Origin of the sequence: Streptomyces amakusaensis (assembly GCF_039532665.1) — a bacterium.
GTDB classification, from domain to species: Bacteria; Actinomycetota; Actinomycetes; order Streptomycetales; family Streptomycetaceae; genus Streptomyces; species Streptomyces amakusaensis.
In genome coordinates this window covers 39,950-53,630 of the sequence record NZ_BAAASB010000010.1, presented here as the reverse complement: position 1 = coordinate 53,630, position 13,681 = coordinate 39,950, and the positions used below count along the sequence as shown (strand labels likewise).

General features: G+C 69.5%; 11 protein-coding genes and 1 pseudogene. 5 read left to right on the top strand and 7 right to left on the bottom strand.

From position 1 onward, the window contains the following. Window positions 1–49: 49 nt before the first annotated feature. Window positions 50–671 (bottom strand): annotated as a pseudogene (locus ABD371_RS19105) (DUF1707 SHOCT-like domain-containing protein). 614 nt (window positions 672–1,285) lie between these two features. On the opposite strand from ABD371_RS19105, the gene ABD371_RS19100 reads away from it, so the two are divergent. Continuing rightward, the gene (locus tag ABD371_RS19100) at window positions 1,286–1,900 is read left to right on the top strand and encodes a hypothetical protein (RefSeq protein ID WP_344478555.1); all 615 of its coding nucleotides are present in this window, start codon (window positions 1,286–1,288) and stop codon (window positions 1,898–1,900) included. 115 nt (window positions 1,901–2,015) lie between these two features. On the opposite strand, the gene ABD371_RS19095 is transcribed toward ABD371_RS19100, so the two are convergent. The 5 genes from ABD371_RS19095 to ABD371_RS19075 form a co-directional block, all read right to left on the bottom strand. Further along, a complete protein-coding gene (locus ABD371_RS19095) occupies window positions 2,016–3,677 on the bottom strand; it encodes a TlrC/CarA/OleB/SrmB family ABC-F type ribosomal protection protein (RefSeq protein WP_344478553.1) in 1,662 nt (553 codons plus the stop codon). Window positions 3,678–3,930: 253 nt separating this feature from the next. Beyond that, complete coding sequence (locus tag ABD371_RS19090) at window positions 3,931–6,684, bottom strand: hypothetical protein (RefSeq protein WP_344478551.1); 2,754 nt, start codon at window positions 6,682–6,684, stop codon at window positions 3,931–3,933. A gap of 622 nt (window positions 6,685–7,306) precedes the next feature. Further along, complete coding sequence (locus ABD371_RS19085) at window positions 7,307–7,570, bottom strand: hypothetical protein (protein ID WP_344478549.1); 264 nt, start codon at window positions 7,568–7,570, stop codon at window positions 7,307–7,309. 53 nt (window positions 7,571–7,623) lie between these two features. Next, complete coding sequence (locus ABD371_RS19080) at window positions 7,624–8,238, bottom strand: YdeI/OmpD-associated family protein (RefSeq protein WP_344478548.1); 615 nt, start codon at window positions 8,236–8,238, stop codon at window positions 7,624–7,626. A gap of 302 nt (window positions 8,239–8,540) precedes the next feature. Further along, on the bottom strand, window positions 8,541–9,251 hold the full coding sequence (locus tag ABD371_RS19075; RefSeq protein ID WP_344478545.1) for a tectonin domain-containing protein: 711 nt from the start codon (window positions 9,249–9,251) through the stop codon (window positions 8,541–8,543). 599 nt (window positions 9,252–9,850) lie between these two features. On the opposite strand from ABD371_RS19075, the gene ABD371_RS19070 reads away from it, so the two are divergent. From ABD371_RS19070 to ABD371_RS19055, 4 genes are all read left to right on the top strand, one after another. Then, entirely contained in the window at window positions 9,851–10,042 is a 192-nt protein-coding gene (locus ABD371_RS19070) for a hypothetical protein (protein WP_381735196.1), read from the top strand. A 62-nt stretch (window positions 10,043–10,104) separates the two neighbouring features. Continuing rightward, a complete protein-coding gene (locus tag ABD371_RS19065; protein WP_344478542.1) occupies window positions 10,105–11,664 on the top strand; it encodes a helix-turn-helix domain-containing protein in 1,560 nt (519 codons plus the stop codon). After that, window positions 11,665–12,237 carry a transcriptional regulator gene (locus ABD371_RS19060; protein WP_344478540.1) on the top strand — a complete coding sequence of 191 codons (573 nt, stop codon included), beginning with the start codon at window positions 11,665–11,667 and terminating at the stop codon, window positions 12,235–12,237. Window positions 12,238–12,560: 323 nt separating this feature from the next. Continuing rightward, on the top strand, window positions 12,561–13,082 hold the full coding sequence (locus ABD371_RS19055; RefSeq protein WP_344478537.1) for a pyridoxamine 5'-phosphate oxidase family protein: 522 nt from the start codon (window positions 12,561–12,563) through the stop codon (window positions 13,080–13,082). On the opposite strand, the gene ABD371_RS19050 is transcribed toward ABD371_RS19055, so the two are convergent. Next, complete coding sequence (locus ABD371_RS19050) at window positions 13,046–13,429, bottom strand: hypothetical protein (RefSeq protein WP_344478535.1); 384 nt, start codon at window positions 13,427–13,429, stop codon at window positions 13,046–13,048. The two genes, ABD371_RS19055 and ABD371_RS19050, sit on opposite strands and share 37 nt — an antisense overlap. Window positions 13,430–13,681 lie beyond the last annotated feature (252 nt).

Here is a 13,681-nt window from a genome sequence, read left to right as displayed (position 1 = left end):
CACCGAGCCAGAAGGAAACACTCGACCACAAACCTGACCCGACCAGGCCCTACAGGCCGGGCGTCGGGCTGCTGCGCAGCTTGCGCTGCTCCCGGTGGTTGGGGTGACGGATGACCACTCCTCCCAGGCCTCCGGACCCCGTGAGCCGGATCAGCGGAGTTCCCGGGAGCCGGGCGGATGTCGTCTCGTCCTGCAGACCTCCGATGCCGGGATCCATGCCGCTGACGTCCGCGGCCCAGCCATCGGGGATGACGATCGTGACACCGGACGTCTCCCCGTACGCCTCCACCGCGACCTCCGCGCGCCGGCACTCGACCCGGGTGAAGTCGATCTTCACACCCCCCCATGCCTCCCTGGGCTATCACCCGGCCGGGAACCTCCCAGCGCTCGGGGCCCCGGGACGCACCGAACACGCCGCCCTTGAGCACCAGCGGCGGCTGGTCCCCCGAGGAGTGCGGCTGCGGCAGGTCGGCGGTCAGAACGGCCAACTCGGCGTGAGTCCTGGACTTGAACGCCTGCTCCAGGCGCGAGTCCAGCTCATCGAAATCTATTCGCCCCTCGGCCGCCGCATCGCGCAGCTGTTCCACGACCGCTTCGCGGTCGTCGTGAGAGGCCCGAAGCTCGCCCGGTCGGGCAGAGTGCGGAATGGGCTCAGGAAACTGGGCAGTCATGACCACAAGAATAGGCGGCCCCGCTCCCGAATCAGGCTGACGGCCAGGAACTTCTTCAGCGCGGAGGCGGGTACGGATGAACCTGCGGAGCAAGCGGCCAACGATGCGCGGTCACTGACGGAGCGGGCGAAAAGGCGATCGGTGACGGAAGGCGACCGGCCGGGTGCCGGCCGCGTCCACAGCAGCCGATAAGAGAGTTCACACCGCCCGATGAGGAATTCTTGGTCAGCTGCATGAGAATCCCCGATTCGGCGGTCGTGTGAAATGCGGAGCGTGTCTGCCGGACGTCTTGACCACCCCGGTCTACGGTGGATCCGAGGTTCAGCGCCGTGCCATCCCGAGTGAGTGTCCCAGGCGCGATCGTCGAGGTCGTCGGGGAAGTCGCCCCGTACCTCTTCACCTGCGAGGAGCGGCACATGAATCCGGCATCAATGGCGACCGCCGGCATCCGCAACGCCCGGCACCGTATGACCTTGACGCACCATGCGGTCTGAGCTGCCGCCGGGCCCGGAGAGCGATCGGCCGTGACCGGCCGGAACCCGTCCGAAACGGACGCCAGAAGCCCGCGGGAGCCGAGGCCGAGATCCGCGGTCCACACGGAGAGCCGCTGGCCGATGGCCGCGGCGGTCGTCGCTTCCGCGGCGCTCACCCTGCTTCTGCCCGACACCCTGCGCCTCGGCCCCCGATGGGCGCTTCCCCTCGCCGAAGGCCTGCTGCTGGTGGCCTTGATCTCGGGAGATCCCGGCCGGATCAGCCGCCGCTCCACCGTCCTGCGCTCCATGGCGATCGCTCTGGTCGTCGTGCTCGCGGGCAGCGCCATCTGGTCGACTGTCCAGCTGATCGACGATCTCATCCACGGCGGGACCGAGACCAACTCCGCCAATGCCCTCCTGCTGGCCGGCGGCAGCGTCTGGATCTCCACCGTTCTCGCCTTCTCGCTCCTGTACTTCGAACTCGACAGCGGCGGCCCGGCCACCCGGGCCCACCACATGCCTCCCACTCCGGCGCTCGCCTTTCCCCAACAGCTCAGCCCCGAACTCAACGCCGCGCACTGGCGGCCCCACTACGTCGACTATCTCTACCTCGGGTTCACCAATTCCACCGCGCTGAGCCCCACCGACGTGATGCCGCTCGCCCCCTGGGCCAAGTGCGTCATGACCGTCCAGTCGCTCCTTTCCCTCATGATCCTGGGACTCGTCGTCGCCAGGGCCGTGAACGTCCTGGCCTGAGAAGGCCGGGGCTGACACCGGGCCGCGGGTGTCGGTGATGCCTGCCCCGGCGGAGATCGGCCAGGTCCAGCCGGGTGGCCTTGACGAGCGCGGTCGGTTCCGCGGTCTCCTTGTGTCAGGCGCTCACGACGGGCCGCCCATCCGCCAGTTCGAGACGGCTCCCGGTGAACCGCTCCCGCATGAGCCGGTCGTGGGTGACAACCACCACCGCGCCCTTGTACGACGTGAGGGCCTGCTCCAATTCCTCGACCAGGGCCGGGGAGAGGTGGTTCGTCGGCTCGTCCAGGAGCAGCAGATCGGCCGGCCGCGTGACGAGCCGGGCCAGCTCGATCCTGCGCCGCTGGCCGTACGACAGCTCGCCGATCCGCAGCCGCAGGTCGGCGGGCCGGAGGAGGCCGAGGGAGAGCAGCAGGTCGCGCTGTTCCTCCCGGTCGCCGGGCCGGTCGTGGGCGAAGGCGCCGAGCACGCTCAGGTCCGACGGCCACGGCACCTGCTGCTGTCGCAGTATCCCCACCTTCCCGGACACCCGCACCGTGCCGCGCTGCGGCCGGATCTCGCCCGCGATGATCCCGAGCAGAGTGGACTTGCCCGCACCGTTCGGCCCGGTGACGAGCAGCCGCTCTCCTGGAGCGAGCGACAACTGCGGCAGGTCGAGCCGGTTGTCCAGATGGACGTCGATGAGCTCGGCGGCCGGCTCGACCGTGTCGGCGGCGGCCTCGCTGTCGGCCGTGTCGGTGGGCACCGATGCGGCGAACACCAGTGGATCGGGAGGCAGCCGGACCGGTGCCGCGGTCAGCCGGGCGACCCGCTCCTTCGCGTTCCGGATCCGGACCGTCGCCCCGTGGCTGCGGTCCCGGGCGCGGAACGCGCCGTGCCCGAACTTCGCCATCGGCGCCTTGCGAGGGATCGCTCCGAGCCGCGCCCCGTTCGACTCGGCCAGGTGACGGCTGCGCCTGAGCTCGTCGCGCCAGTGCTGGTACTCCTGGAGGCGGCGACTGCGCTCGGCGGCCTTCGCCGTGCGGTAGCCGGCGTAGCCGTCGCCGTACCGAGTGATCTTTCCTTCTGCGACCTCCAGGATCGTGCTGGTCAGGTTGGCCAGGAAGGCGCGGTCGTGGGTGACCGCGACCACCGTGCCGCGGTGCTCGCGCAGGTGCGCTTCGAGCCAGCCGACGGCCTGGTCGTCCAGGTCGTTGGTCGGTTCGTCGAGCAGCAGCAGCTCCGGCTGGGCCGCGAGTGTCGCGGCGAGCGCGAGCCGGGACCGCTCGCCGCCGGAGAGCGAGCCGAGCAGGCGATCGCGCGCCAGTCCGGGCAGGCCGAGCCCGTACAGGGCGATGTCGACGCGTTCCCCGGCCCGGTAGCCGTCGCGTGCCTCGTACAGGGCGAGATGCCGTTCGTAGGCCGTGAGAGCGGATTCGAGAGCGGGGCCCGCGTCGGCCGCCCCCAGCCGTTCTTCGTCGCAGCGCAGCTGGGCTTCCAGGGCCCGCAGTTCGGTCAGCGCCAGGTCGATCGCGTCCTGGACGGTGGCGTCGGCGGGCAGGTCGAGCGCCTGCGCGAGATAGCCGACGCCACCGGGCGCGCTCACGGTGGCCTCGCCGCTGTCGGGCCGTTCAAGACCGGTCAGCAGCTTCAGCAGCGTGGACTTCCCCGAGCCGTTGTCCCCGATCACGCCGACCTTCTCGCCGGGCCGGACGGAGAGGTGGACGTGGTCGAGGACGAGCTTCTCGTCGTAGCGCTTGGTGAGGTCGTGCACGGCGAGTTGGGCGGTATGGGTACGCAAGACAGGGCCCCTTCGATGATGGCGGACAGATGGCGGTGCGCCCACGGCGGAGCGAGGCTCTACGCGGTGGCGCGTGCTGTCATCACAGAGTTCCCATGGGCAAGAAGGTAGGGGACGATGACGTCAATGTCAAGACGATACGTATCGTCTTGCTTGGAGGGTGGACGTAAGCCCGCGCGGCCGGGGGAGAGCTTCCGCCTCCGGGCCGGACCGACGGCCCGGCCCGGAGGCGGAAGCAAATACTCAGGACTGCTCAGGATTCGGGCTGTTCCCCGGCGGTTTCGTGGATCCGGGCGCGGGTGGTGTCGGCCTGTTCCTGGATGCGCTGCCGCACGTGGGCGGGTACGCCCTGGCCTTGGAAGTGGGCGGTGAGGTTGTCGAGGGTGTTCTCGGCGCGTTCGAGGTCGCCGGCTTTGGCGTGGACGGTGGCGAGGCGGCGGAAGGCGGCGTTGAGGGTGAGGTTGTCGAGGCCGGTGTCCTGGTCGGCGCTGGAGGCGGTGATGGCCTCGGTGAGCTGGGTGACGGACTCGGTGATGTCCGGCTGGCGGACCTGGAGGCGTCCGTCGCCGATGGTCTGGAAGTGGCGGCCGGCGTTCGCACCCCGGGCCAGGCGGGCGTAGGCGGTGAGCGGGTGGTCGCCGTGACGCTCGATCACTTCCTGGAGGGCGTCGTTCCCGGCGGTGAGGTGGGGTGCGTCGGAGCCGAGGAAGGCCAGCAGGGTGCCCTGGTCGTCGCCGGTGAGGAGTTCGCCGACCTCCTGGTCCGCGCGGTCGAGCGGGGTGCGGACCCGGATGGTGCGGGTGGGGGAGACGGTACGGGCGCCGTCGAGGCCGGTGTGGACTGCGGTGACCTTGTAGAGGCCGGGTTCGGCGAAGTAGAGGCCGTCGCTGCCGTAGCCGAGATAGGCGGTCTCGTAGACGGCGGGGTTGGCTTCGGTGAGGGTGACGGTCCGCTCCTGGGGACCGTGTCCCGTGCAGGCGCGGGCGATGGGACGGAAGGCCCGGGTGCGGCCGTAGGGGTCGGTGATCACGATCGTGGTGCGCTCGCCCTTCGGGCCGATCGCCGCGGACACGGTCACGTCCCCGCGTATCCCGGTGCGCGTGAGCTTCAGTTCGGCCATGACGGGTTCGCCGTACCCGAAGAACTGCTTCCCGCCGAGCGAGAGGGCGAGGCCCGGGTCCTCGGCGGCGCCGGGCAGGACCAGCCCCTCCGGGGCGGGGGAGGGGTTGATGAGCGCGGAGTTGCCGCCGAAGTCGCTGCCGCCGGGGACGATGTGGCGGTGGAAGGCATGGCGCAGATGGCGCAGTTCGTCGTCGGTGAAGGCGTACGGGAAGTCCTGCCAGAAGTGCCGGGCGCCCGCGCGGTCGCCGTTGGCGTAATTGCCCGGGTAGTTCATCCAGGAGAGGTCGCCGAAACCGTTGTTCGGGCCCAGGTGACCCGGTGGTGTGCTCAGGTGTTTGTGGAAGGAGTGGAACAGGTTGAACACGTGCCCCAGCTCATGGACGTAGGTGAACAGCTCCAAGGCGTCGCCGATCGCGCCGGTGTCCCGCAGGTTGTCGTGGAAGATGGCCATGCCCTGGCGCTGACTGCCGAAGAAGTCGAACATGAGCCCGGCCGCGTCGTAGGCGTCGGAGCTGCGGCTGGCGACGAAGGTCCAGATCTTCCACTGCTCCGTGTCCTGGTGCAGGCTGAAGTTGGCGGTCATCGCGGCGTGCAGCTCGGCGATGGACCACTGGAGATCGGTGCCGGAGGTGTTGGCCACCGTGTTGACCTGGCCCGCGTTCCGCAGCTCGACACCGGCCTCGGCGTAGGCGGAGGACACGGTCAGCACCCGGTTGCGATAGCCGCGCGGAACGGAGGCCCCCCGTGAGGTGTCGTACTGCTGGAAGACCTGGGTGCCCGCCAGGGCGTCGGTCTCCAGTTCCACCGATCGCAGCGCCGGGCCCGCGTAGTAGATGCCTGTGTTCAGTGTCTGGCCGCCGCCGGGCGTGTCCAGGATGACGGTTCCGTTGCCCGTGCCGCCGTTCACGGCGAACCTCGGGACGTGGAGATAGAGGAATGTCCGGGGGGAGTTGTTCGCCCAGGACAGGTTGGACTGGGTGAGGATGAACTTGTCGGGGCTCGCCGAGACGAACAGCTCGGAGGTGCTGCGGAAGGAGTCGGTCCAGGTGTCGCCGGTGAACAGGTCACCGCTGACCATGCCCAGCGCCCGCTCGCCCTCCAGATCGACACGCACTTCGATCCGCTGATTGCCGCTGGTGCCGGTCCACCGGCCGGTGGCCGGACGGTAGGGCGTGCGGAAGGTCTCGGGGAGAGCGGCCAGGCCCGGCACACCGAGCCGGTCCAGGCCACCGGAGGCCAGGATTCCGGTCTTCCAGTTCAGCAGGACACCCTGGGTTCCCTTGATCAGCAGGCTCTGCCGGGTCCCGTCGGACGCGGGCTTGTACGCCACCACATGCTCCAGGCCGGACCGGAAATCCTCGGGTAACTGCGCCCAGCCCGCGCAGCCCGACGCATCCGGACCCTCGGTGATCAGCGCCTCCCGCACCACACCGGTGGACCAGTTGAGGGTGAGAACCCGCGCACCCTTGAAGAAGTACGTCTGCCGTGTGCCGCCCGCCGCGTCGGGCGCCGGGAACAGGGCGTCGATCTGCGAGCGGTAGCCGGCCGGGAGCGCGGTACCCCAGTTCGCCAGCCCGGTCCACGGCCCCTCGCTCACGGCCCGCCCCTGCTCCCAGTCGTACCTGGTGCAGGTGTCACCCCAGAAGAACAGACTCTGCGCCGTCTCACCGGGGCGGGACAGCATCAGCGCGCAGTCGCTCGCGTACAGCGCGCTGACACTGTTCAGCTTCGGCACGATGACATTGAGCCAGTCACGAGCGATCAGGCGCTGCTCACCGAGCAGGACACCGTCCGTGCCGCGCGCGAACAGCAGTCGCCACTCGCCGCCCGCCGGGTACGCCTGTACCCAGTTGTAGCCCGTCGTCTTGTACCGCATGAATGCCATGCCCGTACTCCTCCCAGAGGATGCGAAACCCGGGGGACACCGCGTCCGCCCCGGACCTTCTGCCGACGTTCCCCGCCGGGCGACCGGAGATCTTCACAGAGCTGCGGTTAGCCATGGACCATCCGTTCTCGAACACCGCCCCTGCCCCCGCACCGGGAACGGGGGGGCGAGGCGGGCTGTCGGATGAGACGCACACCGGGCGGGCAAGGGCAGCCGCCGCCGGTGCGGGGGAATCGGTTGTGCCGAGCCGGGCACAGCAGACCACACCTCGCGGTCACTGGAAATCGAACAGAAAAGCCCATGACCGTCGGACAGAGGTGGAATGGCGAATACCTCCCCTCTGCGGGGGAGCCGGCCTTCCCGGGCCTTGGACGTTCCCCGGATCCCACCGCTGCCGGCCACGCCTGCGCACCACCCCCGGACCTGGTTCCACCGGCCCGGACGGCCGGCCGTCCGGATGCGCGCCGTGTACCCACCGGGGCCCGGAACTCCGCGACGGGCCGTCCGGTTCCCAGTCCGTACGAAGCCGCACACCTCCGTCGCACTTGCGAGAACGACCGGAACCCGCCCGGTACCGATCGCGGCGCTCTCTGCGGCTCGTTCGTCACGTGCGGCAGAGCGGTCAGGCGAAGGGATCGCCCAGAACGCCGGTCAGCCGGATGAGCCCTGAATCTCTGCCGGCCTTCACGGACACGTAGACGGTGTAGGTGTGACCGTGCTCCCCCGCGAACTGTGCCGCCCAGGCCAGGACTTCCTCAACGTCGACCCCGCCTGAGATCTCGTACTCGTCCGAAGCGCTATTCGCCCGGTCCCAGAAGTAGACACGGTAACGGGCGTGGTCCAGCTCCCAAGTGGTATCACGGGGGTCGACACCTCGAATATCCATACCAGGAACGTACTGGACCTGCGCATGGCGCTGTGTGGCTGGGTGTCGGGCGGTCATGACGTCGGCGGGTCCGCCGGCTTGGCTCGCTGCGGGTGGATCGTCTCGTGCCGGGCCAGCATCGCCACGTACTCGGCGATCTTCCGGGTGCGCGTCTCGGCCCGCTTGACGGCATTGACCCGGTTGATGAGGGCGAAGCGGTTGGTCTTGGTGAGCACCTCGAACATCGCCTGCGCCGCTGGGTCGGCGGCGATCGCGGCCCGCAGGTCGGCCGGCACCTCCGCTTCCGATGACGGCGCATAGGCCGCCGCCCACCGCCCGTCGGCCTTCGCGGCGTCCACCGCGGCACGCCCGGCGGGCAGCATCAGACCGGCCGCCTCCAGCCGGGCCACGTTGGCGACGTTGCGCCGGGACCAGACGCTGCGGGGCCGGCGCGGGGTGAACCGCCGCCAGGAACTTTCCTCGTCGCGCTTGCGGGCCTGACCGTCGATCCAGCCGAAGCACAGTGCCTCGTCGACCGCCTGCTGCCAGGTCAGCGTGGTGACGGAGCCGCCCTTCCTGGTCAGGGCGAGCCACACGCCAGGAGAGGCGGTGTGGTGGTCCAGCAGCCACGCGCGCAGCGCCGCGCTGTCGGCAACGATCAGCTCATCCAGCTCGGTTCCGGTCACCACCGCAGGTTAGTACCGCAACCCGGTGCTGCGACCTGCCGGGGTGACTCGTTGAACCTGTAGTCGGCCCGGCCCCGGCAGGCGCCCTGACCGGAGGCGACGCGAACCTCCGGACAGCGACGTGAGAGACCGGGTCGACACGGGCGCTAAGCGGGCGATCATTTCAGGGACTGAACGTCCGGGTACCAGGGCATTCGTGCGGGCAGCTGAACGGCTGCCCGCAGATGTGGTCTGCGGCTGACTCGGTGGAGCAGGTGCGGGCCCCGGCCTGACCGGCCGGGGCCCGCACGGATGGTGGGGCGGGGTCAGCTGGGCTGGTCGCCGGTGTAGCGGTAGATCTCGCCTGCGGTGTTGATGTGCCATGCGGTGCCGTCGGCACCGGCGGCGATGTCGGTGGCAGTACCGGGGATCTTGACCCACGGGTTGCCGCCACCGGCGTCGTTGTTGGTGTACCGGTAGATACTGCCGGCCGGGTCGACGCCCCACACGTTGGTCCGGGAGCCCACCGCGATGCGCTTGAGGCTGCCGTTGACGTTCTTCCACCCGTTCGAGCTGTCCTGGTCCCCGATGTACCGGAAGACCTGGTTCCCGCTGTTGACGCCCCACACGGTGCCGTCGGCGCCCGCGCCGATGTCGCTCAGCACCCCGGGGATCTTGATCCAGGGGCTGGCGTCGTGATTGGTGTACCGGTAGATCGCACCGGCGGAGTCCACCCCCCACACGTTGGTCCGGGAGCCCGTGTCGATACGGACCAGGCTCCCGCTGATGCCCACCCAGTTCGCCGTGCTCTGGTCCCCGGTGTACCGGTAGATCTGGTTGCCGCTGTTGACGCCCCACACGGTGCCGTCGGCGCCCGCGCCGATGTCACTCAGGCCCCCGGGGATCTTGATCCAGGGGCTGCCGTCATAGTTGGTGTAGTGGTAGACGGCGTTCGCCGCGTTCACACCCCACACCGTCGTCCTGGACCCCGCTGAGATGGCCGTGAGACTGCCCGCGATCTTCACCCAATCCGCCATGCCGAGAACTCCCCTTCCTCGCACCGGTCAGTGGCCGCCATCCTCCGCGATACGACGAGCCCACAGCCGGATGAATGCACGTCCTGCTGTCAAACAAGCCAACGGATCAGTGTTTGAACTCCTACCGTCCATACGAGATGAGGGCGGTAGCGGCCCGGCCGGGAGTATTACGGCTCAAACCACTGTCCCACCCGCGAGGGATCGACACAGGCGCTGTTCCATGCCTCCTCACCGCCCTCTCGGGAATCAGCCCGGAAACCACCAGGACGCTCACCGTGGTGGTGGCCACCGCCGACGCATGCCGCCTGCCCGGGTGCATCGGCGACCTCCGGCGGTCGCGGGCCTCGGCAGATGAGTGGCGGGTTTGTCGTGGGGAGCTGTGTCAGTGCTGTCGGGTGGTGGGGGAGGTGCGTCAGCCGTGAGGGCTGAAACGTGGGGTGGACGGGGAGGGGTATCTCGCCCCTGATCTGTGGTTTCCCCAATTTTCCCGCCGTTGCGGGGCCTGTTGCAGCAGCGGTTGCACCCCAGGAGTGCCCCCATCGGGTGTCGAATCGAAATGATTTGTTAAAGCTATGGGGTCAACTAAAAACCAAGTCTTCATGCGTCAAGCGCATCGGCAGATCTCGCGTCGTCAGTCGGGTGCCGCTTCGTGGCAGTTGGCCGATGTCGACACCCTCGCCGTCCACTACGGTGTCCGTCCCCTCGATCTGCTGGACGGGCCGACGAAGGCGTGCGAGGCGCTGCCTGCGGCCCGGCGGCGCACCGTGAGGGTGAAGGGAGCCGGCTGGTGAGCGACCAAGATGACGCCCCTGCCCCTGCCCCTGGTTCCGGTTTTGATGCGATTGATTCGCTGTTGTCCTCTGTCACCGAGCAGGCCGTACTCCCCGAACCCGCGGTGCGCAGGGAGTTGCGGGAGCGTGCTCGCCTGTCCAAGGCGCAGGTGGCGAAGGCGCTGGGGGTGAGTCCGTCCACGCTGTCCAGCTGGGAGTCCGGCCGCGATCCCTCGGGCGAGGTCCGTACGAAGTACGCGTACCTCCTCGACGGCCTCGCCGCGAAGTTCGCCGCCCAGCCCCCGGCCACCGAGTCCCCCGCCCCGGAGGTCGAGGTGGACGGGCCGACGGACGACGTCGAGGTCCTGGCGGTGCCCGAGCCGTGTGTGCTGTGCGGGTACCCCGCCTCCCATCGGATGGACGGTTTCGCGCAGCACCTCGACCCCGCCGACTGCCAACCCGCCCCCGCTCTTCCTGTCTCGGCTCCCGCCGAGCCGGGACCGACCGCCGACACCAACATCACCCCGGCCCCGGCTCGTACCGCTCCCGCTCCCAAGGCGTCGCCGCCGGTCTCGGAGCGCGCCGCGCGCACGAGCCGCCCGGCCCCCTCGCGTCCGGCGCCGGTGAAGCCGCCGCGAGGGCGGGCGCTCCAGGAAGAGTCCGGCCCCGGCGCCCTCATCACCCAGGCCGTGCAGGCCGCGCTCGCCGAGCACCAGGGCGACGTCGACGAAGCCACGGCCGCCCTGATCAAGCGGGCGATCCCGGACGCGATGGTGCTCCTTGACGAGACGCGTAAGGGGGCCCGCTACGACGTCGTCGCGCACCCCGCCCTGCCGAAGGTTCTGCGCAAGCAGACGGCGAAGGGCGCGGACCAGGTGTGGGAGGCCCGGCCCAAGTGGACCAGGGCAGTACTGCCGCCGGGCGCGCATGAGGTGGTGGCGCTCGACATGAACGCCGCCTACCTCTCCGCCCTGAAGACCCACCTGCCGATCGGCCAGCTGGAACACTCCACCGGTTTCGGCTTCGACCGCCGCCGCGCCGGAATCCACCTGATCACCCCACCCGCCTGGGACCACGGGGCGGTGCTGCCGAACCCGATCGGCCAGCGTGACGAACCCGGACCGTTGTGGGTCACCGAACCCACTCTCCGCCTCCTGCTGCGCCTCTCCGACCCGAAGAACCAGCTGTGCGACCCCCCGGTGATCCACGAGTCGTACACCTCCGGCTCCACCGAGAACCTCCTGGAAAAGCTCCGTATCACCCTCACCGACGCCCGCGCGCGGGCGATCGAAGAGGCTGACGGGGTGACGCTGGAGTACGTGAAGGCGATGTACTCGAAACTCGTCTCGACGATGGGGGAGTCGAACTACAACCGCGAGCTCTACCGCCAGGACTGGATGCACCTCATCCGCTCCCAGGCGTTCGCGAACCTCTGGATGAAGGCGTGGAAGGCCCACACCGGGGGCCTGCACGTCGTCCGCGCCATGGGCACCGACGAACTCCACGTCATCGGTGACTGGCACCGCGTGTTCCCCGAGGGCCGGGGTGTCACCGAGGTCAAGGTCAAGGACACCTACACCGCCGGCACCACCATCACCACCGACGGCGATGACACCACCGACGCGACAGGGAAGGAGGCGTAAGTGCCCGAGAAGACCATCGACTTCGGCCACTACCAAGCCCGTGGCGTCAGGGGCGGTGACGCGGTCGCCGGCCAGCTCGACAAACTCGCCGGAGGCATCACCACCCCCGTCACCGCCAAGCGCGGCTGGACGGCCCGCCTGAACTACCTCACCCGCACCGACCACGCCCGAGCGGCGGCGAGGGCCGCCGGCCTGACCGTCACCGACCGCACCCTCAAAGCCTGGCTCGACGGCAAACGCCGCCCCTCCCGAGCGAGCCTGGAGAGGATCGAACGCGCCTACAAGATTGTCCGCCGCCAGAACGTGGCCAAGCATCTCCTCAAACGCCTCAACCGCGACGGCCGTGGTACCCGTATCGAGATCCACCCCCTCGACCAGTCACAAGTCGCACAGCACCACCAGCGCGTCCTCACCCACCGGTCCATGAACGTCCGCCGCTGGGACCGCCTCGTCGGAGCATGGGCAGCCGGCGACCACCACGGCCTCGAAGACGCCTGGGACGACGTCATCGCCGACCTCGGCTCGGACTGGGGCAGCTACGAATACGTCACCAACGTCGGCTTCGCCGCATAGAAGAGCGCACAACCCGCGGAAGCCTCCCGAGCACGCACCGGGAGCCTTCTCGGGTTGAGCCTTGAGCACCGCCCCCTTCCCGGCTTCCCGCCCTGACCTCCGCACCGTGCCGGAGGTGGCGAACACACCACCTCGGCAAGAACCGGGTCACAGCACTTCGGCCACACCCCATGGACCGCAGACGTCATTGAGCCACCGGTCGGGGGCGGTATTCGCCCCCCACCTGTTGCCATCCACGCACCACCGAGCACAAACCCGCTCGGAGCAACCTCACCCCATCAATGACGACAGAGGGTGTCGGGTTTACGGCCGACGATGGACGTATGCGCGAAACCCCAGAAGAACTCAACAAGCTCCAGTCCCTCCTCGGCACCTCCCTCTCCCGCTCTACCGCACACCTCCGCTCGATCGTCGAGGGCCGCACCATCACGGCAGCGCAGCTCACCGGGGTCCTCACCGGCATGTGCACGCTCGCCCTCTCCACGGTGACCGCAAAGGGCGAACCGCGGATCAGCGGCGCCGACGGGCACTTCCTGCACGGCCGGTGGCACTTCGGCACGGCGCGCAACGCCGCCAAGGCCCGTCATCTCTCGGCCCGCCCGGCCGCCAGCGTCGCGCACATGCGCGGCGAGGACCTCGGCGTGTTCACCCACGGCACGGTGGAGGAGCTGAACCCCGAGGACGCCGAGACCACGTCCGACTGGCAGGAACTCCTCGCCTACTTGAAGGACTTCTACGGCGACGACGACGCCTTCGACTGGAACCACGAGGTCGTCTACTACCGGCTGAACCCGCACTGGATGACCGTCTACGCCCCCGACCCCGACAAGCTCACCGGCACGTGACACCGGACCCGTCGACGAGGGCCTGCACCTGCGCGTACGTGGGCGCGAGGCCGTGGCCACGCTTCCCACAGGGCCTGGAGGGTGTAGCGCAGGGACCGTTCCTCCAGCGCGGTGATGTCGGTGTGCGGGAGGGTGGGGTCGATGACGACGCGGCCCCAGGCATTGACGTGCTCGGCGATCAGCGCGAGCGTGACGGGACGCGGCGGGACGGGGGGAACGTCCATCGCCGTCCCGCCGGTGGCGGGCGCGTGGGGTGAGGGGTCGAGCAGGCCGGCCTGGGCCAGCAGCCGGGCGAGGGGCACGCAGGTGTCCTCGCGGCGGTGGAAGGGGCAGTGTTCGGGCTGCATCGGCTCCTTCTTCTCGTGGGGGAGCGCGCCATGCTAGCCCCCCTCCGGGGCGCGGCCGGGCCGACTATCGGTCGAGGGCGGTGATCCCGGCCTCGAGGGCCTTTTGCGTGCCCAGTGCGATGCTGCCGGGGTCGCCGATGCGGGCCAGGGCATCCCATTGCGCGGGGGTGACCATCGCGTGGACCTTCGTGTCCTCCAGCGGGCCGACGGAGCCGTCGGGACGCTGGCCGAACTCGGTGGTGCGCCCGGTCC

What these genes read in the sequence shown, in the direction of transcription:
- ABD371_RS19085 (WP_344478549.1), bottom strand. Translation starts at nt 7,570, where the DNA reads ATGGATATTCGAGGTGTCGACCCCCGTGATACCACTTGGGAGCTGGAC.
- ABD371_RS19100 (WP_344478555.1), top strand. Translation starts at nt 1,286, where the DNA reads ATGGCCGCGGCGGTCGTCGCTTCCGCGGCGCTCACCCTGCTTCTGCCC.
- ABD371_RS19090 (WP_344478551.1), bottom strand. Translation starts at nt 6,684, where the DNA reads ATGGCATTCATGCGGTACAAGACGACGGGCTACAACTGGGTACAGGCG.
- ABD371_RS19050 (WP_344478535.1), bottom strand. Translation starts at nt 13,429, where the DNA reads ATGCAGCCCGAACACTGCCCCTTCCACCGCCGCGAGGACACCTGCGTG.
- ABD371_RS19070 (WP_381735196.1), top strand. Translation starts at nt 9,851, where the DNA reads ATGCGTCAAGCGCATCGGCAGATCTCGCGTCGTCAGTCGGGTGCCGCT.
- ABD371_RS19075 (WP_344478545.1), bottom strand. Translation starts at nt 9,251, where the DNA reads ATGGCGGATTGGGTGAAGATCGCGGGCAGTCTCACGGCCATCTCAGCG.
- ABD371_RS19055 (WP_344478537.1), top strand. Translation starts at nt 12,561, where the DNA reads ATGCGCGAAACCCCAGAAGAACTCAACAAGCTCCAGTCCCTCCTCGGC.